General features: G+C 69.9%; 18 protein-coding genes. 10 read left to right on the top strand and 8 right to left on the bottom strand.

The window, feature by feature from the left end; all coding sequences use genetic code 11:
• Window positions 1-48: 48 nt before the first annotated feature.
• Both ACFVT5_RS20695 and ACFVT5_RS20690 read right to left on the bottom strand, forming a co-directional pair.
• A complete protein-coding gene (locus ACFVT5_RS20695) occupies window positions 49-867 on the bottom strand; it encodes a RibD family protein (protein ID WP_389889638.1) in 819 nt (272 codons plus the stop codon).
• Entirely contained in the window at window positions 864-1,595 is a 732-nt protein-coding gene (locus ACFVT5_RS20690; RefSeq protein ID WP_389889635.1) for a creatininase family protein, read from the bottom strand. The genes ACFVT5_RS20695 and ACFVT5_RS20690 overlap by 4 nt, the downstream gene beginning before the upstream one ends.
• 189 nt (window positions 1,596-1,784) lie before the next feature.
• Here ACFVT5_RS20690 and ribA point away from each other — a divergent pair, with 189 nt between their 5' ends.
• The 3 genes from ribA (at window position 1,785) to ACFVT5_RS20675 (ending at window position 8,015) form a co-directional block, all read left to right on the top strand.
• Complete coding sequence (gene ribA / locus ACFVT5_RS20685; RefSeq protein WP_389889632.1) at window positions 1,785-2,546, top strand: GTP cyclohydrolase II; 762 nt, start codon at window positions 1,785-1,787, stop codon at window positions 2,544-2,546.
• 100 nt (window positions 2,547-2,646) lie between these two features.
• The gene (locus ACFVT5_RS20680; protein ID WP_389889629.1) at window positions 2,647-6,630 is read left to right on the top strand and encodes a Pls/PosA family non-ribosomal peptide synthetase; all 3,984 of its coding nucleotides are present in this window, start codon (window positions 2,647-2,649) and stop codon (window positions 6,628-6,630) included.
• Window positions 6,631-6,680: 50 nt separating this feature from the next.
• Window positions 6,681-8,015: a M1 family metallopeptidase gene (locus ACFVT5_RS20675; RefSeq protein WP_389889626.1), complete on the top strand. Its 1,335-nt coding sequence runs from the start codon at window positions 6,681-6,683 to the stop codon at window positions 8,013-8,015.
• Window positions 8,016-8,022: 7 nt separating this feature from the next.
• Here ACFVT5_RS20675 and ACFVT5_RS20670 read toward each other — a convergent pair whose 3' ends face one another.
• Entirely contained in the window at window positions 8,023-10,086 is a 2,064-nt protein-coding gene (locus ACFVT5_RS20670; protein ID WP_389889623.1) for an alpha-galactosidase, read from the bottom strand.
• A 146-nt stretch (window positions 10,087-10,232) separates the two neighbouring features.
• On the opposite strand from ACFVT5_RS20670, the gene ACFVT5_RS20665 reads away from it, so the two are divergent.
• From ACFVT5_RS20665 to ACFVT5_RS20650, 4 genes are all read left to right on the top strand, one after another.
• Window positions 10,233-11,393, top strand: a complete 1,161-nt coding sequence (locus ACFVT5_RS20665) for an ROK family protein (RefSeq protein ID WP_389889620.1) — start codon at window positions 10,233-10,235, stop codon at window positions 11,391-11,393.
• 184 nt (window positions 11,394-11,577) lie between these two features.
• On the top strand, window positions 11,578-12,855 hold the full coding sequence (locus ACFVT5_RS20660) for an ABC transporter substrate-binding protein (RefSeq protein ID WP_389889617.1): 1,278 nt from the start codon (window positions 11,578-11,580) through the stop codon (window positions 12,853-12,855).
• Window positions 12,856-12,859: 4 nt separating this feature from the next.
• Window positions 12,860-13,855, top strand: a complete 996-nt coding sequence (locus ACFVT5_RS20655; RefSeq protein WP_389889614.1) for a carbohydrate ABC transporter permease — start codon at window positions 12,860-12,862, stop codon at window positions 13,853-13,855.
• Window positions 13,852-14,730 (top strand): carbohydrate ABC transporter permease, encoded by an 879-nt coding sequence (locus ACFVT5_RS20650; protein WP_389889611.1) that lies wholly within the window; start codon window positions 13,852-13,854, stop codon window positions 14,728-14,730. The genes ACFVT5_RS20655 and ACFVT5_RS20650 overlap by 4 nt, the downstream gene beginning before the upstream one ends.
• 44 nt (window positions 14,731-14,774) lie before the next feature.
• Here ACFVT5_RS20650 and ACFVT5_RS20645 read toward each other — a convergent pair whose 3' ends face one another.
• From ACFVT5_RS20645 to ACFVT5_RS20625, 5 genes are all read right to left on the bottom strand, one after another.
• On the bottom strand, window positions 14,775-15,092 hold the full coding sequence (locus tag ACFVT5_RS20645; RefSeq protein WP_389889608.1) for a DUF6087 family protein: 318 nt from the start codon (window positions 15,090-15,092) through the stop codon (window positions 14,775-14,777).
• 74 nt (window positions 15,093-15,166) lie between these two features.
• Window positions 15,167-15,376 carry a hypothetical protein gene (locus ACFVT5_RS20640; RefSeq protein WP_389889605.1) on the bottom strand — a complete coding sequence of 70 codons (210 nt, stop codon included), beginning with the start codon at window positions 15,374-15,376 and terminating at the stop codon, window positions 15,167-15,169.
• 51 nt (window positions 15,377-15,427) lie between these two features.
• Window positions 15,428-15,673 (bottom strand): hypothetical protein, encoded by a 246-nt coding sequence (locus tag ACFVT5_RS20635; RefSeq protein ID WP_389889602.1) that lies wholly within the window; start codon window positions 15,671-15,673, stop codon window positions 15,428-15,430.
• A gap of 83 nt (window positions 15,674-15,756) precedes the next feature.
• Complete coding sequence (locus ACFVT5_RS20630) at window positions 15,757-16,299, bottom strand: NUDIX domain-containing protein (RefSeq protein ID WP_389889599.1); 543 nt, start codon at window positions 16,297-16,299, stop codon at window positions 15,757-15,759.
• The gene (locus ACFVT5_RS20625; RefSeq protein WP_389889596.1) at window positions 16,296-16,682 is read right to left on the bottom strand and encodes a hypothetical protein; all 387 of its coding nucleotides are present in this window, start codon (window positions 16,680-16,682) and stop codon (window positions 16,296-16,298) included. Before ACFVT5_RS20625 ends, ACFVT5_RS20630 begins: the two co-directional genes overlap by 4 nt.
• Before the next feature lie 192 nt (window positions 16,683-16,874).
• Between ACFVT5_RS20625 and ACFVT5_RS20620 the strand changes: the two genes are divergently transcribed.
• From ACFVT5_RS20620 to ACFVT5_RS20610, 3 genes are all read left to right on the top strand, one after another.
• Complete coding sequence (locus ACFVT5_RS20620; RefSeq protein WP_389889593.1) at window positions 16,875-18,119, top strand: XRE family transcriptional regulator; 1,245 nt, start codon at window positions 16,875-16,877, stop codon at window positions 18,117-18,119.
• Window positions 18,110-18,628, top strand: a complete 519-nt coding sequence (locus tag ACFVT5_RS20615) for a GNAT family N-acetyltransferase (RefSeq protein ID WP_389889590.1) — start codon at window positions 18,110-18,112, stop codon at window positions 18,626-18,628. Before ACFVT5_RS20620 ends, ACFVT5_RS20615 begins: the two co-directional genes overlap by 10 nt.
• A 95-nt stretch (window positions 18,629-18,723) precedes the next feature.
• Window positions 18,724-19,251 carry an HD family hydrolase gene (locus ACFVT5_RS20610; RefSeq protein ID WP_389890711.1) on the top strand — a complete coding sequence of 176 codons (528 nt, stop codon included), beginning with the start codon at window positions 18,724-18,726 and terminating at the stop codon, window positions 19,249-19,251.
• Window positions 19,252-19,266 lie beyond the last annotated feature (15 nt).

The raw sequence follows: 19,266 nt of genomic DNA, 5'->3' as shown, positions 1-19,266 counted from the left end.
GGGCGCGGGGCCGTGACATTGTGCGGCTCCGCCGCGTGGGCGCAACGCTCACGGCAACTCCAGTTCGAACAAGGTGTCCTCGCCCAACAAGAATCGCCGCACCGTCGGCCGCAGGGCATCCCGCATCACAGGCTCACCGGCAAACCGAAGCCCAGGAACACCATCACCGAGAAGCACCGGCGCGACCGTCACGTACAACCGCCGCAGAACCCCTTCGTGCAGGAAGCGCGAAACAGTTACCCCGCCCCCCTCCACCAGCACCCGCCCAAGCCCGCGCAGCGCAAGCGTGCGGATCAACCGTCGCGGAGCGAACCCGTCGGCGTCCGGCACCGACACCACCTCGACACCCACCGGTACCGGCCCCCGGGGCTCATGTCCCGCCCCCACGAACCACAGCGTCGGCGCCGACCCGTCCGTGAACAGTCGCAACCCTTGCGGCACCCGACCTCGCGGATCAAGGACAACTCGCACCGGATGCGCCCCCGCGCAGGCCCGTACCGTCAGCCGGGGGTCGTCCGCCGCCGCCGTGCCCGCGCCGACGACGACCGCGTCCGCCAGCGCCCGCAGCCGGTGCAGATGGAGCCGGTCCTCCGTACCGGTGACATAGTCCGCGTCGCCGGTACGCGTCGCTATGAACCCGTCGATGCTCTGCCCGAGTTGGGCGAAGGTGAAGTCCGCACCCGCCAGGCACAGCGGCAGATACCGGTCGGCCAGTACCTCCGCCTCGGGCGACGCGTCCAGTCCCCAGCGGAGGGCGCCGCCCTCCCCGCGTACCAGCCCCGCGGCCTCCGCGTCCGCGAGGGACCGTACGCCGAGCAGCCGCTCCCAGGCGTCCGCCGCCGTGAGCGTGCCCACCGGCCGGTTCACGCTTCGTCACCGGTGAGGAGGGCCACGTAGGCGCCGAAGGACTCCACCAGACCGGCCAGGAGTTCCCGGCCCTTCGCCGCCGTCGCCAGGGAAGGGCGGCCTATGACACCGGAGTCGGTGTAGGCGTCCATGCCGAGCGTGAGGAGATGTCTGCGGCCGTCGGCGGTCACATCGGCGGACTCGTGGCCGGGGCGCAGCAGTTCGGGGTGGGTGTGCAGCAGGATCGACGTCTCCAGTTCGCCCGCGTGCATGTCGCTGTGCGCCGAGGTCTCCACCCCGGCCCTGGCGCGTGCCGCGTCCCAGTCCGCCGACCCCGGGAACAGCGCCATCCGGTGGCCCTCGCCGTGGGATTCCTGAACGACGTTGCGCAGGACGTAGTTTCCGCCGTGCCCGTTCACCAGGATCAGCGCGCCGACACCGGACCGGCGCAGCGACTCCGCGATGTCCCGGACGACCGCGTACAGCGTCGCCGCCGAGATGCTGACCGTCCCGGGCCAGGCGGCGTGTTCGTGCGAGCAGGAGATCGTCAGCGGCGGCAGCAGCAGCACCGGATACGCGGCGGCGGCCTCCCGCGCGACGGCACAGGCGATGACGGTGTCCGTGACCAGCGGCAGATGGGGACCGTGCTGCTCGAAACTGCCGACCGGCAGCACGGCGACGCGAGCGCCCCGCGCCCGTACGTCCTCCGTGGTGTCCGCCGGCAGGACTCCGCCCACCGCGCCACTCATGGGTGCCCCCTGTCCCTGAAGTCCCTTGAAGTCCACTGCCGTCCCGTGCGCCTCAGCGTACGCGGCGGGGTGGTGCCCCGGGGGCCGTCGCCGTACCCCTCCCGAACAGGGCGAAAGGGAGAGCCAGTTGTCGATTCGTGGCGGTTTCTCCCCCGCCGGAACAGGTGAGTTGACGGCTAGGGTCGGGCCATGACAGGAGCCAGGACAGGAAGTGACGGCGCGATCGACGGCGGAACCGGCGCGCGGACACCCCCGGCGGGTGTCGAGCGCGTGGTGACGGTCCGGCTGTCCACCGCGCACGGGGAGTTCCTCGCGTACGGCTATCTGGACCATGACCGCGGCGAAGAGCAAATGGCACTGGTGCACGGCGAAGCCGCGGGCGAGGGGACGCTGACCCGGGTGCACTCCGAATGCCTGACCGGAGACGCCTTCGGCTCACGGCACTGCGAATGCGGCGACCAGCTTTCCGCCGCGCTCGCCGCGATCGCCGCCGAAGGGCGCGGCGTCCTCGTCTATGTCAGAGGTCACGAAGGCCGCGGGATAGGACTGCTCGCCAAACTCCGGGCCATGAAACTCCAGGCGGAGGGCCTGGACACGGTCGACGCGAACCTGGCACTCGGCCTCCCGGTCGACGCCCGTGACTACGGGGTCGCGGCGGCCATCCTGCACGACCTCGGCGTGTCCTCCGTACGGCTGCTCTCGAACAACCCGCGCAAACGCGAGGCGCTCCGGCGGCACGGCATCACGGTCGCCGAGCAGGTGCCGCTGCTCATCCCGCCCGGCGTCGAGAACCTGCCGTATCTGCGGGCCAAACGGGAACGTCTCGACCACCACCTCCCGCATCTGGAGCACCACCTGCCCCACCAGGACGCCTCAGCCGCCCCGCCGGGTGGTGAACGCCACCCCCTGCCCGGCCCCCTTCACAGAGAGGGATCTTTCGGTCCTCATTAGACTGGGCCGGGTTGTTTGGTGCTGGAACGGAACGACCCCAGGCAGACCTGCGGGACCGCCAGCGACCCGGAATCCTCCGGGAACGAGACGCGAGGACCCGATGGCAGCCACCACACCGGCCACCACGCCGGAGAACAAGGAACTCGTCCTCCTGGACGAGGAGATGAGCGCGCGGTTCGGTGCGACCGCCCGCTTCTCCGCGTCCGCCGCCGCCTCACCCCGCACACTTGTCGACATCCTCGACGCGTCGGTGCGCCAGTACCCCGACGAGCCCGCCCTGGACGACGGCACCACCCGACTGACGTATCGGACCCTCGCCATCGCGGTGGAAATGCTCCGGCGCCGGCTCGCGGACGCCGGGGTCGGACTCGGCGACCGGGTCGGCGTGCGCGTTCCGTCCGGCACCAATGACCTGTACGTGGCGATCCTCGCCGTCGTCGCGGCCGGCGCCGCCTATGTGCCGGTCGACGCCGAGGACCCCGACGAGCGCGCCGAGCTGGTGTTCGGCGAGGCGGGGGTACGGGCCGTCATCGGAGCCGGCGAAAGCATCGACACCGAGCGTGCGATCCACGTCGCATCCGGTGACGTTGCGGACCGCGCCCCGGCAGGTCGGCCCGGTCCCGAGCACGACGCGTGGATCATCTTCACCTCCGGCTCCACGGGCAAGCCCAAGGGCGTCGCCGTGAGCCACCGCAGCGCCGCCGCGTTCGTGGACGCCGAGGCCGCGCTCTTCCTCGCCGACGACCCGATCGGCCCCGGTGACCGGGTCATGGCCGGGCTCTCCGTCGCCTTCGACGCCTCCTGCGAGGAGATGTGGCTCGCCTGGCGGCACGGCGCCTGTCTGGTGCCGGTGCCCCGCTCCCAGGTCCGCAGCGGCGCCGACCTGGGGCCCTGGCTGGTCGAGCAGGACATCACCGTCGTGTCGACCGTGCCGACCCTGGCCGCCCTCTGGGAGCCGGACACCCTGAGCGACGTACGGCTGCTGATCTTCGGTGGCGAGGCGTGCCCGCCCGAGCTGGCGCAGCGCCTGGTCACCGAGGGCCGCGAGGTGTGGAACACGTACGGGCCGACCGAGGCCACCGTCGTCGCCTGCGCCTCGCTCCTCACCGGCGCGGAGCCCATCAGAATCGGGCTGCCGCTCAACGGCTGGGAACTGGCCGTCGTGGACGAGGCCGGGGAACCCGTACCGATGGGCGGCAGCGGACAGCTCGTGATCGGCGGCGTCGGCCTCGCCCGCTACCTCGACCCGGAGAAGGACGCCGAGAAGTACGCCCCGTTGGACTCCCTCGGCTGGGAGCGCGCCTACCGCAGCGGCGACCTCGTCAAGGCCGAACCCGAGGGGCTGATCTTCCTCGGCCGCGGGGACGAACAGATCAAACTCGGCGGACGCCGGATCGAACTCGGCGAGGTCGACGCGGCCCTCCAGGCCCTGCCCGGCGTCGCGGGCGCCGCCGCTGCCGTCCGCACCGCCCGCAGCGGAAATCAGCTCCTCGTCGGCTATCTCGTCACCCAGGACGGCTGGGACCACGCCACCGCCGTGAAGCAGCTCCGCGCCGAGCTGCCCGCCGCGCTCGTCCCGCTGCTCGCCCCCGTCGCCGACCTGCCGACCCGCACCTCCGGCAAGGTCGACCGGGACGCCCTGCCCTGGCCCCTGCCCGACGTGGAGACCGGGGGCGCCGCCGAGCAGCTCTACGGCACCGAGGCATGGCTCGCCGAGCAGTGGACCGAGACCCTCGGCGTCCCCGTCACCAGCGCCACCGACGACTTCTTCGCCATAGGGGGCAGCAGCCTCGGCGCCGCCCAGCTCACCACCCGGCTGCGCACCCGCTACCCCGGCGCCGCCGTCCTCGACATCTACCAGCAGCCCACCCTCCGCAAGCTGGCCCGACGCCTGGAGAAGTCCGCGCGCGACGACGGCACGGCCCGCACCGTCGCGCCCGTACCCACCCGCGCCAAGGTCGCCCAGCTGCTCCTGCTGGTGCCGCTGTACACCGTGAAGGGCCTGCGCTGGACCGTGGCGCTGCTCGCCCTCGGCAATGTGCTGGCTCTCCTCGGCCCCTACCCGTGGGCGCCCACCGCCTCCTGGTGGCTCGTCGCCGCCGGTGCCGCGCTGTTCTTCAGCCCGCCCGGACGCCTCGCCATCGCGGCGGGCGGCGCGCGGCTGCTGCTGCGCGGAGTGACACCCGGCCGCCATCCACGCGGCGGATCCGTGCATCTGCGGCTCTGGACGGCCGAGCGGCTCGCCGAGTACTGCGGCGCCACCTCACTCACCGGCTCCTGGCTCCAGCGGTACGCCCGCGCGCTCGGCGCCCGCGTCGGCCCCGATGTCGACCTGCACTCGCTGCCCCCGGTGACCGGCATGCTCAAGCTCGGCCGTGGCTGCGCCGTCGAGTCGGAGGTCGACCTGTCCGGGTACTGGCTCGACGGGGACCGGCTGGAGATCGGCCCGGTCAAGATCGGCGCGGGAGCCGTCGTCGGCACCCGCAGCCTGCTGTTCCCCGGCGCCCGGGTCGGCAAGCGGTCCGAGGTCGCCCCCGGCTCGGCCGTCGTTGGGCAGATCCCCACCGGACAGCGCTGGGCGGGCGCCCCGGCCGTCAAGCTCGGCAAGGCCAAACGTGACTGGCCGAAGCAGCGCCCGCCGCGCTCGACGGGCTGGCGCACCATGTACGGCGTGATCGGCATCGGCCTGCTCGCCCTGCCGCTGCTCGCCGCCCTGCCCGCGCTGCTCGTCGTGGGCCGCTTCGTCGCACCGGCCGCCGGATTCGGCGACGCCCTGCGCGGCGCCCTCGTCGCGGTGGTCCCGGCGGCACTCGCCTTCGGCCTCGCCTACGCCCTGCTCCTGCTGATCGCCGTACGCCTCCTGAGCATCGGGCTGCGCCCCGGCACCCATCCCGCGCACAGCAGGACCGGCTGGCAGGCGTGGACCGTCAGCCAGCTGATGGACCTGTCCCGCGAGACCCTGTTCCCGCTGTACGCGGGGCTGATCACACCGGTGTGGCTGCGGCTGCTCGGAATGAAGATCGGGCGCCGCGCCGAGGTATCCACGGTGCTCGCGCTGCCCAGCCTCACCACGGTCGGCGAGGGCGCGTTCCTCGCCGACGACACCCTCACCGCGCCCTTCGAGCTGGGCGGCGGCTGGATGCGCATCGGGCGGGCCGAGATCGGTCGCCGGGCCTTCCTCGGCAACTCCGGGATGACCGCGCCGGGCCGCAGCGTGCCGGACGGCGGTCTCGTCGGCGTGCTGTCGGCCACCCCGAAGAAGGCCAAGAAGGGCAGCTCGTACCTGGGTCTCCCCCCGGTACGGCTGCCCCGGTCCTCGGCGGACGGCGACCAGAGCCGCACCTATGAGCCGCCCCGGCGGCTGCTGTGGGCGCGCGGGCTGGTGGAGCTGTGCCGGTTGCTTCCGGTGTTCTGCTCGGCCGCGCTCGGTGCACTGACGCTGGCGGCGCTGTGCGCCCTGGCCACGGCGGGCGGCTCCGGCGCGAGTGGTCCCGACACGGGTGGGCTCGGGATCGGCGGGCTCGGGATCTGGGGTGTCGCCCTGCTGTCCGGCGTGACCCTGCTCGCCGCAGGCGCCGCCGCCGCGCTCGTCGCGATCCTCGCGAAATGGCTCCTGGTGGGCCGGCACCGGACCGGCGAGCACCCGCTGTGGAGCGGCTTCGTGTGGCGCAACGAACTCGCCGACACCTTCGTCGAGGTCCTCGCCGTGCCCTGGCTGATCGGATCGGTCCCCGGCACCCCGCTGATGCCGCTCTGGCTGCGCGCGCTCGGTGGCCGGATCGGTCGGGGCGTGTGGTGCGAGAGTTACTGGCTGCCCGAGACGGACCTCGTGACGCTCGGTGACGCGGCCACCGTGAACCGGGGCTGTGTCCTGCAGACTCACCTCTTCCATGACCGGATCTTGCGGACGGATACTGTGGTCCTCCGTGAGGGTGCCACCTTGGGACCCGGCGGCATCGTCCTGCCCGGCAGCACCGTCGGGGCGCGTTCGACTCTGGGCCCCGCGTCGCTCGTGATGGCCGGGGAGTCCGTGCCCGCCGACACCCGCTGGCTGGGCAACCCGATCGAGGCGTGGCGCCTCTGAGCGGCACACCGGCACGTCGTGCGAGCACAGCGCAGGGAGCGTACACAGCAGTGAGCGGCCAGCGGACCCCCGCAGCGGACCCGTACTTCCCGGCCAACGGCGACGCCCGGTACCGGGTGCACCGGTACGAACTCGGCCTGGACTACCGGCCGGGGCCCAACCGGCTCGCGGGCACCGCACGCCTCGGCGCGATAGTGGGCCGCGCCCCGCTCACCGAGTTCCAGCTCAACCTCGCCGACTTCCGGATCAGCCGGATCCGCGTGGACGGCCGGGCCCCGCACTACACGCACCGGGGCGGCCGGCTCCGGGTCCGGCCCGCCAAGCCGCTGCGCGCCGGTGCCGCCTTCACCGTCGAGGTGCACTGGTCGGGCAATCCGGCGCCGGTCCGCAGCCCCTTCGGCGAGGTCGGCTGGGAGGAACTGACCGACGGCGCCCTGGTCGCCAGCCAGCCGACCGGCGCGCCCTCCTGGTATCCGTGCAACGACCGGCCCGCCGACAAGGCCGCGTACCAGATCGCCGTCACCACGCCGTCCGTGTACACGGTCGTCACCGGCGGCCGGCTGCTCACCCGCACCACCAAGGCGTCCACCACCACCTGGCTGTACGAGCAGTCCGCGCCGACCTCCAGCTATCTGGTGGGCCTGTCCATCGGCAAGTACCAGACCGTGCTGCTCGGCGACCCCGGGCCCGGCGGAGTCCCGCAGACCGCGTATCTGCCCGCGCATCTGCTCACCGAGTTCTCCCGCGACTTCGCCCGGCAGCCCGCGATGATGGACCTGTTCCAGGAACTCTTCGGCCCCTACCCGTTCGGTGAGTACGCGGTCGTCGTCGCCGACGAGGAGCTGGACGTCCCGGTGGAGGCACAGGGGCTCTCGCAGTTCGGCACCAACCATGTGGACGGCACGCGGAGTTCGGAGCGGCTCGTCGCCCATGAGCTGGCGCACCAGTGGTTCGGCAACAGTGTCAGCATCGCCGACTGGCGGCACATCTGGCTCAACGAGGGCTTCGCCAAGTATGCCGAGTGGCTGTGGTCGGAGCGCTCCGGCGGACGCACCGCGCACGAACTGGCCACCGCCGCCTACCGGTTGCTCGCCTCGCGGCCCCGCGATCTGCGGCTCGCGGACCCGGGCCGCAAGCTGATGTTCGACGACCGGCTTTACGAGCGCGGCGGACTCGTCCTGCACGCCGTCCGGGCCGCACTCGGGGACCCGGCCTTCTTCCGGATGCTGCGCGACTGGGCGAGGGCGCACCGGGGTGGTTCCGTCACCACGACCGCCTTCACCACGCACGCCGCGCGGTACGCGGACGGGCCGCTGGACGACCTGTTCGCGGCATGGGTCCACGGGACGGCACTCCCCCCGCTCCCGGCACGCCCGGTCGGCTGACGACCCGTCAATTGACCTCGCCGTCGACTCGCTCAAGCCGTACCAGCACACTCGGCAGGTCACCGGTCGGCAGATCGAGCGGCAGGCCCGTGCCGCGCAGTACCGCCCCGTCGTACACCGTGCCGCTCACGTCGTCCCGGTAGCGGGCCCCGGCGTCGACGGCCGCCAGACGCAGCCGCCGGGGTGTGCCCCAGGCGATCACGACATGTTCGTCGGCGGTGGCGTACTGCACCGCGTCCGGGTGCCGGTACTGCGCCCCGAACTGCACCACCGGGCGGATCTCCTTGTACCGGGCGACCAGGGCACGGGCCTCGGTGCGCTCGGCCGGGGACCAGCGCAGCAGATCGCCGCCGATACCGAGCGCCCCCGCCATCGCCGAGTGGAAACGGAACCGCAGCGGGGCGGTGCGGGCGGTGTTGGTGTTGGGGCTGTCGGTGACCCAGGCGGACATCGTGCGCGCCGGATACAGCTGGCTGTAGCCGTGCTGGATCGTCAGCCGGTCGAGGGCGTCGGTGTTGTCGGAGATCCAGATCTGGTCGCTGCGGGCCATCATGCCGAGGTCCGCCCGGCCGCCGCCGCCCGCGCACGCCTCGATCCGCAGCCCCGGATGATCGGCGCGCAGCCGGTCCATGAGCCCGTACACGGCGTGCACATGGTCGTGCCAGAGCCGGTCCGGATCCGGGTGACCCGGCCAGCCCGCCTCCGTGAACGCCCGGTTCATGTCCCACTTCAGAAAGTCGATCGCGTGCTCGGTCAGCAGCCGGTCGAGCCATTTGTGCGCCCAGTCGGCGACGTCCTCACGGGCGAAGTTGAGGACGAGTTGATGGCGCAGCAGGGTACGGGTGCGGTGCGGCATGTGCAGGACCCAGTCGGGGTGTTCGCGGTACAGGTCGCTGTCCGGGTTCACCATTTCCGGCTCCACCCAGAGCCCGAACCGCATCCCGAGCCGGTGCACCTCGTCGGCCAGCGGTGCGAGGCCCTCGGGGAACCGTGCCGGGTTGGGCCGCCAGTCGCCGAGTCCCGCGCGGTCGCTGGTACGTGACCCGAACCAGCCGTCGTCCATGACGAACAGTTCCACACCGAGGTCGGCGGCGGCTCGCGCGAGCCCGAACTGCCCCTGTTCGGTGAGGTCCCAGCCGGTGGCTTCCCAGGAGTTGTAGACGACCGGCCGCAACTCGTCGGGCAGGGGCAGCACATGGGCCGCGATGTGCGTGTGCCAGGCCCGGCTCGTCCCGCCGAAGCCGTCGGGTGAGTACACCCCGCTGAACGCCGGGGTCCGCCAGGTCTCGCCCGACCGCAGCGTGACCCGGGTGCCCTCGTGTCCGGCGCCGCCCGTCCAGCTCAGCAGCCCGTCCGGGGTCCGCTGCGCCGTGATGCGCCAACTCCCGCTCCAGGAAAGGGCCGTGGACCACACCTCGCCGTGCGTCTCGTCGGCGTCGCCCGCGTCGGCCATCAGCCAGGGGTTGGCGTGATGGCTGGAGACCCCGCGCCGGCTGGTGAACACGGTCTCGGCGACCGGCGCCGTCACCCTGCGCAGTCGGGTCTCCCCGCACCATTCGCCCACCGTGTGGCTGAGCCGGTAGTCGGCGCGCGGCGGCAGGGACCAGGCCGCCGAGTCGGCGCGCAGCAGCTCCACAGGGCCGCCGGTGCCGGTGTGGCGTACGGTCACCCGGCGCTCGATCACCTCGCTGTCGCCGAACACCCGGTAGTGCAGGGTGACTTCGACGGGATAGTGCCGGTCGGCGAGCCGGATGTCGAGGGTGCCGTCACCGACACCGTGGCCCAGATGGCGCCACTCGGTGCCGCCCGTGCCGTCCGCGTACCGCAGTTGTAGCGAGGGGACACCGAACCGGGCGCCGCCCTCGACGCCCAGTTCGTCGCCGCCGCGTGAGCCGAAACTGCTGCTCTCGCCGGGGGTGAGCGGCAGCGACGCGGCCTGCGCGAGGGTGAGCCGGGGGCCCCAGTGCAGGGTGCGCGGGGTGTCGTCCTCGTCGATGCGCAGCGCGTAGGCGGTGGTGGGGGTGGTGAGCAGATAGGTGCGGGAGGGCGCGTCGAAGGTCACCGCGGGCACACAAGCTCCTTGGGGTGGGAGGGCGTCGGGCACCGTGGTGACCGGCGCCGTGCGGCGACCGGATGACGGTGCCGCGCCGAGCGTACGACCGAACCGGGGTCAATTTAAATATTGACGCAGGAAATTATTGGGCCTACGTTTCCGCCATGTTGCCGACCCCGAGGCGGCCCGGCGTCAACGCGACACCGGCAGCCGGCGCAGTCTTCACGACCGTCCTGACCCGAGGCCCGCTCTCCCGGCCGGAGTTGGCGCGGCTCACTGGGCTCTCCCCGGCCGCCGTCACCAAGGCCGTCAAGCCGATCCTGGCCGCCGGATACCTGGAGGAGGTCCCGCAGGAGGAGCGCACCGCCGTGGGCGCCGGACGTCCCGCGCACCCGCTGATGATCCGCCCCGAGCGGGAGTTCTTCGCCGGGATCAAGGTCACCGGGACCGAACTCATCGGTGTCGTCACCGACTTGCGGGCCGGCATCCGCACCGCCGCCCGGCAGTCCATCGAGCGACCGGCCGATGTCGCACACGTCGTCGCCGCCATCGCGGGACTCGCCCGGGAGATGCTCGTCGGCTATGCGGACCGCACCCAGTGCCTGGGCCTGTCGATCTCCGGCGACGTGGACAGCGCGAACGGCACCGTCCGCTACACACCGTTCCTCGGCTGGCGCGATGTCGACCTCGGCGCCCTCGTGCAGCGCGCCACGGGACTCACCGTCACCGTCGAGAACGACGTCAAGGCCCTCACCGTCGCCGAGCACTGGTTCGGCGAGGGAGTCGGCGCCGACAACTTCGCGCTGGCCACCGTCGGCGCGGGTATCGGCTGCGGTCTGGTCGTCAACGGCCGTCTGGTGGCGGGCGGTTATGGCGTCGCAGGCGAGCTGGGACACATCCCGGTCGACCGGAACGGGCCCGACTGCCCGTGCGGGGGCCGGGGTTGCGTCGAGGCCATCGCATCGGAACGCGCCATCGTCGCCAAGGCCCGCGCCGTCACCGGCGAACCCGCGCTGGACATGGCGGGTGCGGTGGACCGCGCACACGCCCACGACCCGGCGCTGCGCGCGGTGTTCGCCGAGGCCGGACACGCCATCGGACTCGGCATCGCCGCCCTGGTCAACCTCACAGGACCCGAGCGGGTCGTGGTCTCCGGCGAGGGCGTCGCCGCGTACGACCTCTTCGAGGAACACCTCCGCGCGGCCTTCGGGGCGCAGGTCTTCGGCGCCGCGTCGGCCTGTCCGCTCGTGGTACGTCCGCTGCCCTTCGAGGAGTGGGCGCGGGGGGCGGCGGCCGTGAGCATACAGCGCCTCTTCGCCACCTGACCCGCCCCGGAACCTGACCCGACCCTGAACCTGGCCTGACCCGGACGCCGAACCCGTACCGGGGCCGCACCACCCGCACGTCGACCCACCCGCACGCCGTACCACCCCGCACCAGGAGCACGAGCAGCAGCACACGACCCGTTCGATCACGCTGACGAGACACAGCCCGAGAGGACATCCCCTGATGAACACGCACCCCACCCGGCGCGGCTTCCTAGGCATGTCGATGCTCTTCGTCGCCGGCACCGCAGTGGCCTGTTCCTCCGATCCGCAGGGCGGGTCGGGATCGGCGGGCGGAAAGGCCAAGGTGACACTGACGCAGTGGTACCACCAGTACGGCGAGGCGGGCACGCAGGAGGCCGCCAAGCGGTACGCGGCCGAGTACACCAAGGAGAACCCGGATGTCGCGGTGCAGGTGGTCTGGGCCGCCGACACCTCGCAGTACGAGGCCAAACTGAACGCCGCGATGCTCGGCGACGACGGCCCCGACATCTTCGAGATCGGCGACTTCCGCTACGACATGGTGAAGAAGGGCCAGTTGGCGCCCCTGGACGACATCTACGGTGACGCCAAGTCCGACTTCAACCCGGCCGACATCGAGTACGTCACCGTCGACGGCAAGCTCTACGGCGTCAAGATGATCGACGACGTGATGACGCTCTACTACCGCAAGAGCGTCCTCCAGAAGGCGGGCATCGAACCACCGCAGACCTTCGATGCCCTCGCCCAGGCCGCCAAGTCCCTGACCACGAAGGACATGAAGGGCCTGTTCGTCGGCAACGACGGTCTCGGTGACGCGCCGTACCTGCTGCTGTGGTCCAACGGCGGCGAACTGATCGAGGGCGAGAAGGTCACCTACGCGTCCGCCGCCGGCGCCGAGGCGATCGGCGGGCTGCGCCGGCTGCACCAGGACAAGTCGCTGCTGCTCGGCTTCACCACCGACTGGTACGACCCCGGCGCGATCAGCCAGAACGCCACCGCCATGCAGTGGTGCGGCCTCTGGGCGCTGCCCGGCATCAAGAAGGCGCTCGGCGACGACTTCGGTGTGGTGCCGTGGCCCGCGTTCAAGGCGGGCGGCAAGCCCGTCGCGCGGCTCGGCGGCTGGACCGAACTCGTCAACGCCAAGTCGAAGCAGCTCGACGAGGCGAAGAAGTTCGTGCAGTGGCTGTGGATCAAGAAGGCGGCACTCCAGACGGACTGGGCCGTCAAGTACGGCTTCCATGTGCCGCCGCAGCGGAGTGTGGCCGCCGCCACGGAGGCGCTGTCGAGCGGGCCCGCGAAGGACGCGGTCGCGATATCCCAGCAGTACAGCAAGACCTTCCCGATCACCTGGAGCCAGTCGATGGGTGTCGATCTCGTCGCCGCGACCACCAAGGTCGTCCGCGAGAACGCCGACCCGGCGAAGGTGCTCGGCGACGCGGCGGAGAAGTCCCAGGCCGCCCTCACCAAGTCGCTGGGCTGAGCCCATGTCCGTACTGCACAAGACCCGCGAGCCGGCGCCGGCCGTACGCCGAAGCACGGCGGCTCCCCGTCGGCCGAGGGCGTGGGGCGCCCAACGCCGGTCCGCGGTACTGGCGTTCGTCGTCCTGACCGCGCCGATGGTGCTCGGCCTGCTGCTGTTCCGGTACGTCGCCATCGGCTGGTCCTTCCTGCTCAGCTTCAACGACGCCCGCCGCACCATCGAGCTGGGCCACTGGGTCGGCCTCGACAACTACCGCTTCCTCCTGGAGGACGAGCGGTTCCGTGGCTCGCTCACCACGATCGTGCTGTTCACGGCCTTCATCGTGCCGGTGACCTTCGCGCTGTCGCTGGGGCTCGCGGTGCTCGTCAACCGGGTCGGCAGGGGCCGCGCGTTCTTCCGTACGACCTTCCTGCTGCCCGCCGCCGTGTCGTACGTCGCTGCCTCGCTGCTGTGGAAGATGTCGCTGTTCAGCGGGGTTCCGTCGGGGGTCGCCAACACGCTCACCGCGCTCTTCGGCGACGAGGCGACGCCCTGGATCCAGACCACGGATCCGCCGCTGTACTGGATCGTCCTGATCACCCTGCGACTCTGGCTCCAGGTCGGCCTGTACATGATCCTCTTCCTGGCCGGACTCCAGGCCGTACCACGCCAGTTGTACGAGGCCGCCGCGCTGGACGGTGCCAATGCCTGGCAGACCTTCCGGCACATCACGCTGCCGATGCTCCGTAACACCTCGGTGGCGATCCTGCTGCTGATGATGATCGCCGCGCTCCAGGCGTTCGACGAGTTCTTCAACATCTTCGCCACCGGCGCCACGCTCGGCAGCGAACCGGTCCGTACGCCGCTGATCTCCCTGTACGAGATCGCGCTCAACGATCAGGACTACGGCGTCGGTTCGGCCGGTGCCTTTCTGCTCACGCTGATCATCGTGCTGGTCACAGTGGTGCAGAGCCGGGTGCTCGGCTTCGGGCGGAACAAGGCCGAGGAGGGGGCGGCATGAGCGCGGTGACGGAGGAGCGGGCGGTGGGTCGGCCGGTGCCGGGTGCGGGGCGGCCGGTGATCGGAGCGGTCGTGAAATACGTCGTCCTCTGCCTCCTGGCGATCGTCTTCCTGGCGCCCTTCTACATCCTCCTGCGCAACTCCTTCATGACCACGGCCGAGGTCACCTCACCCGACTGGAAGTGGCTGCCCGGCAGCCTGAACCTGTCCAACTTCCGCGATCTGTTCTCGGACACCGAGCGGCCGTTCGCGCGCTCGCTCGGCAACTCCCTGCTGATCGCGTCGATCACGGCGCCCGTGTCGACCCTGTTCGCGTCGATGGCGGGGTACGCGCTGGCCCGTATCGACGTACGGGGACGGGGACTTGTCCTCGGGATGGTCGTCGGCACACTGATGATTCCGCACGCCGTGACCTTCCTGCCGATGTTCGTGGTCGTCGGCTCCTTCGGCGGCGTGAACACCCTGTGGGGTCTGATCGTGCCGGGCCTGTTCAACGCCTTCGCGGTGATCCTCTTCCGCAGCTTCTACCTCGGATTCCCCGCCGAGATCGAGGAGGCGGGCCGCGTGGACGGCCTGACCCACCTGGGCGTCTACTGGCGGCTGATCCTCCCCAACTCGGCCACCATGATGGCGTCCCTGGGCGCCCTCGCCTTCATCGAGGCGTGGAACTCCTTCCTCTGGCCCCTGATGATCGGCCAGGACCCGTCGAAGTGGACGGCACAGGTGGCTTTGTCGTCCTTCCTCACCTCCCAGACCATCAACCTCCCCGTCCTCTTCGCCGGAACGGTCGTCGCGATCTTCCCCCTGGTGGTGATGTTCCTGGTGGCCCAGCGCTACATCGTGGAGGGCATCACGGCATCGGGACTGAAGTCGTGACCGTCACCGAGATCGACGCGGAGACGGCCAGGCCATCCCGGTCGTCAGCGCTCGTTCGGACCCGGCGGCTTGGGCTTGCGGTGTCGGCCAGTGCCCGTGCGGAGCGGGGTGGGCGTCGGCACCGGTATCTGGGTGGGGGGCTCCTGGGAGGCGGGATACAGAATGCGCTTCGCCTCTGCGAGGTTGGCGGCGAATCCGTAGGGCTCCCACGCATGCCCGTTCCACCGCTGGATGACGCGGGGCGCGTCCGGGTTCAGGTGCGAGCCCTGGGGACCGTTCCCGGAGATGAGGAGTACAGCGCGAAGGCGCCCGATTTTCGCGTCACGCCGCTCCGCCCATTCCGACAGAGATTCGTCGTCCATCGCAGTTCCCTACGGTTCGGCGCCCACTCCCAAGGAGGGTAGCGGGCCCAGCAGACTGACTGTCTCGTCGCGATCTAGGCGAGGCGGTGCTCCCAGCGCAGCGACGGGTTGTCCTCAATCGAGTATGTGTGCACCCTGTCGGTGATCTGGAGCCGAACGGCGCCGATGTCGGGACGGCCGGCGTCCTGCCATGTGGTGAGAGCCTGCTCGATGTCGTCCCGGCTGTCGGCCGTGATGGAGCCCCGGCTCGTCCCATTCGGCAGGGCGGCTCGCGTGGAAAGCACGGCCAATGGCGTCGAGGCTGTGGGTGCGCGACGCCTGAGCGCGGGTCGCGATCAGCGGTATTCGAGAGGCCGGTAAGTGGTCCAGGCGTCCTGCCTGATCAGAGGGTCGCGTCCGGTGAAGATCAGAACGCGGGCCGACGTGGCGCCGACGGTCCTCATGTCCCGGACCCGCTGATACTTACCGTCGACAAGGATGAAGTCGCCGACGCGGACATCGGTCGGCCATCTGGTGAGCCCCACAGTTCCGACCGGTGGAGGGGGTATGTAGGGCAACTCCCTGGCCCTGCGCTCGTACATTCAGCCTCTCCAGATGCCCACAAAGATTGCCCCTCCGAGGGCGACGACACTTAGGACGTAGGCGAGTTGTTGGGCTCCAGGGCTCATCGGATTCCCATCAGATGGCTTTCCACGCGCTTGTGGACCGAGGGGATGCCGATCTCGGCGAGGGTCACCCAGGCCGCCGTCCCTATTTCGATCACCGAGGGGAAAACCGCGCCCGAGTGGGCACGGAAGAGGTAGCGGATGCCCACCCGGAGGCGGGGCCCGTACCGGTGCTTCCCTGGCACGGTCACGTCGATCAGGAAGGGACCTTCGGCTCCAGGCTGCGTCCATACGTCGAGAAGGCCAACCTCCTCGGCAAGAAGGCGAAGAGCCGCCTCGCGAAGAGACTCGTCCTGCTCTTCGGGCTCGGCCTCCGCGAGTGCGTAACCTCCCCTGTACCGCAGGCAAAGGACACGATGGTGCTCATCGACCACGACAGCGCCCGTCATGACGAGGGGGCAGCGCTGCTCGTGAGTGCAGGCTCGGCGCCGCGAGTGATCGAGCGCAGCGTCATAGACCGGCATCAACGCCATGCGCTCGGACGGGTGTTCATGGATGTAGTGGGCCAACTCGCGGAAGATCTGGTCATCTCCGACGCTCACGGCACATCCAGCCCGTTCCGCGCGGAATAGATCCACAACAACCGACGAGTCAGAAGGGCGACATCGCGAAGGTACAGGAAAGTTCCGAAGGTGGGCGTTTCGGCGGTCGGCCGATTTGTGAGGTCGATCAGCCTGGTCGCCGTGCGGACCAGCTCTCGTACCTCGCTGTCGTCTTCGGCGCCCAAGTTCTGGGCGAGTAGTCCGTTCAACTCCTTGGCAATTCCAGATAAGTGCCGGTCCATCTCGGCGCGGGTCGTGGTCCCCATCCGCAGACTGAGGACGGAATCCGTCCGCGAGGAGATCGCATCCACGTCGATGGGGGAGTAGTCGGCCTCAGATTCCTCGACCAACTCCGTCGCCTTGCCCGTACTTGCCACAGTCATCACTGGCCCCTCCTCCGTGCAGCCGGGCGCCAGGGGTGGCGCCTCTTCACTGCAATGGTGGTTGCGACAAGACCAGTCCACCCGTAGGCCATCTGCGGCAACAGGTGAGTTCGTCGCGCGACGCGTGCGTGAACCCGGTGATTTTTACCTTCGTGCTGTCGTCGCAGGTCGCGTCGCCGCTACCGTGCACATGTGTCGGAGAACCGTGTGCTTGCCGAGGCTATGCATGAACTCGGCTTTTCACAGGCGGGGTTAGCCCGCAGACTCAACTCTGAGAGCGAAGCACTGACGGGGCGGGAGGGGTGCCTGACGGACCGGGACGTGCGGCGCTACCTCGAAGGCAAGACCCGGTGGCCGCACGCGAGGCAGCGGCTCTGCCTTGAGAGGGTGTTCGGTCGCCGGGCCACCGATTTAGGGTTTATCCCGCGTGGTAAGACCGTCCAGGCCCTGCTGGAGGACCCTGTGCACCGTCGTACGTTCATCAAATCGACAGGCGGTACCGCTCTCGCCGCGGCGACCCCTGCCATAACCCGTCTTGGAATGAGCGACGTAGACTGGTTTCATCGTGAGTACGTCCAGATCCTTGATGACGGCTGGCGAGTGGGCGGGGCGCATCCAGTGGAAAATGCTGCCGTAGAGCTGTCGACGCGTATTCAGGCGGCTCTCGCATCGGGGACCGCGTCTCCTCGGGTCCGACAGAAGCTGTACTCTCTGGCTTCCGATGTGATCAACATCGCGGCCTTTGCCGCCATCGACGCCAAGGCTCGGACACGAACGCTCGGGCACTTGGACAGGGCGGTCACCTTCGCGGGTCTGTCCGGGGACAGCGAGACCCAGTATCACGTGTGGAACAACCTTGGGATGGCGGCCAATCAGCGGGGGGACCTTGTCGAGGCCGCGGCTGCGGCCGACGCCATGAAGGCGCTGCGGATCGCCCGGCGAGATCCTGTGTACGCCTCCCTCGCCCACATGCGCAGCGCATCGGCGCTGGCCAGGAGCCACCAGCGCAGCGATGCCCTGAAGGCCCTTGCCGCCGCGGAGAAGTCCTTCTCCCGGGGTCTGGACCAGGAGCGGCCGGCGTGGATCGGCTTCTACGATCAGGGCGAAGTCGACGGGCTTTCGGCGATCGTGTGGCTTTCTCTGGGGCAATTCAGCAAGGCCGAGTATTTTCTTCACCGCGCAATGTCGGGAATCCGCCCGGAACTGGTGCGGAACCGGGCTCTTACCTTGGCCGATCTTGCGGTATCACAGGCAAGCCAAGGAGAGCTGGAACTGGCCTGTGCGACTGGGCAGAGGGCCTACGAAACGCTAGAGCCGGAGTCGGGCTCCAAGCGGACGACAGACACTTTGGAGAAGGTCCGAAATCTGGTAGTCGCCACAGGCTCGGCGGCGCCCGAAATCACTTCCTGGATCGAAAGGTCACGGCAATGGAGCTGAAGCACTACGGGCATGAGGACGCGAAGGACATCCGGACCCTGCTTCTGGACATCCATGACGCGATTTACGAGGGCTCGTCAGATGCCTTCCGTGCCCGGGAGCGTTTCGCGCAGTTTGTCGACGGTTGGAGCGGCCGGGACGGGTGGGTGTGCGTCATCGGCTTTGATGAGGGGGAGGCGGTGGGCTACGCCTACGGAGCCCCCTTCAGCCCCGGCGGTTGGTGGCGGGACTCTGAACGGCCCGAGTCCTTGGCGCCCACGGAACGGGCCTTCGCGCTGTCAGAGTTGATGGTGTTGACACGCTGGCGAAAGACGGGTGCCTCGTTGAAACTGCATGAGGGGCTCCTCGCCGGCAGGGACGAGGAAGCGGTCACGTTGACTGTTGACCTTTCGCACCCCAAGGTCGTTGCCCTATATGAATCTTGGGGGTACGAGAGGGGCAGTGAGTCAAAGCCGTTCGACGACTCCCCGACGTTCGCAGTCATGCTGAAGCGGCTTAAGCCGCTGTGAGCACTGGCGACGAGGCGACGGCCCCGCGTCTTGCGCATCTCAAGGCTGACGCAGAGCAGGAACAGGCGAAGGGTACGGCGGGCTTCCTGCTGGAGATGGGGATGTTGAAGCGGGCCAAGCGGTCCGGCTGGTGGATCGCCGGAGTCAAGGATCCCGAGACCATCGCCGAGCACTCGTTCCGCGTCGCCCTCATCGGCTCTGTGCTCGCGATGATGGAAGGCGCCGATCCGGCGAAGACCGCGCTGCTCGGTCTCTGGCACGACACTCAGGAGACCCGCGTCAGTGACATCCCGCATATCGGTCGGCGCTACCTCCAAGCCGCGTCCAACGAGAAGGTCACCGCGGATCAGGTGTCGGCGGCGCACCCGGCGGTGAAGGCCGGTGCACAGCGGATCGTGGAGGAGTACGAGAACGGTGACTCGCTCGAAGTGATCTGCGCGCACGACGCCGACAAACTCGAATGCCTGGTTCAGGCCGTCGAGTACCGCGAGCAGGGTTACTCGAACGTCCAGCCCTGGATCGACAGCAGCCTCGCGAAGCTCAAGACGGCCTCCGCCCAGGCGCTTGCCGAGGCGGCGTTGAACATGTCCTCGATCGAGTGGCAGAAGACCTACCTGCCCTGAACCCGCCCGACGTCC

Origin of the sequence: Streptomyces sp. NPDC058001 (assembly GCF_042886315.1) — a bacterium.
GTDB lineage: Bacteria > Actinomycetota > Actinomycetes > Streptomycetales > Streptomycetaceae > Streptomyces.
The sequence above is the reverse complement of the archived record's forward strand: the minus strand, read 5'-3'. Positions and strand labels throughout refer to the sequence as shown.

Bases quoted from the DNA above. Each gene is read 5' to 3' on its own strand.
- ACFVT5_RS20680 (WP_389889629.1), top strand. From the start codon at position 2,647: ATGGCAGCCACCACACCGGCCACCACGCCGGAGAACAAGGAACTCGTC.
- ACFVT5_RS20660 (WP_389889617.1), top strand. From the start codon at position 11,578: ATGAACACGCACCCCACCCGGCGCGGCTTCCTAGGCATGTCGATGCTC.
- ACFVT5_RS20650 (WP_389889611.1), top strand. From the start codon at position 13,852: ATGAGCGCGGTGACGGAGGAGCGGGCGGTGGGTCGGCCGGTGCCGGGT.
- ACFVT5_RS20615 (WP_389889590.1), top strand. From the start codon at position 18,110: ATGGAGCTGAAGCACTACGGGCATGAGGACGCGAAGGACATCCGGACC.
- ACFVT5_RS20645 (WP_389889608.1), bottom strand. From the start codon at position 15,092: ATGGACGACGAATCTCTGTCGGAATGGGCGGAGCGGCGTGACGCGAAA.
- ACFVT5_RS20690 (WP_389889635.1), bottom strand. From the start codon at position 1,595: ATGAGTGGCGCGGTGGGCGGAGTCCTGCCGGCGGACACCACGGAGGAC.
- ACFVT5_RS20665 (WP_389889620.1), top strand. From the start codon at position 10,233: ATGTTGCCGACCCCGAGGCGGCCCGGCGTCAACGCGACACCGGCAGCC.
- ACFVT5_RS20610 (WP_389890711.1), top strand. From the start codon at position 18,724: ATGGGGATGTTGAAGCGGGCCAAGCGGTCCGGCTGGTGGATCGCCGGA.
- ribA (WP_389889632.1), top strand. From the start codon at position 1,785: ATGACAGGAGCCAGGACAGGAAGTGACGGCGCGATCGACGGCGGAACC.
- ACFVT5_RS20625 (WP_389889596.1), bottom strand. From the start codon at position 16,682: ATGACTGTGGCAAGTACGGGCAAGGCGACGGAGTTGGTCGAGGAATCT.
- ACFVT5_RS20635 (WP_389889602.1), bottom strand. From the start codon at position 15,673: ATGTACGAGCGCAGGGCCAGGGAGTTGCCCTACATACCCCCTCCACCG.
- ACFVT5_RS20655 (WP_389889614.1), top strand. From the start codon at position 12,860: ATGTCCGTACTGCACAAGACCCGCGAGCCGGCGCCGGCCGTACGCCGA.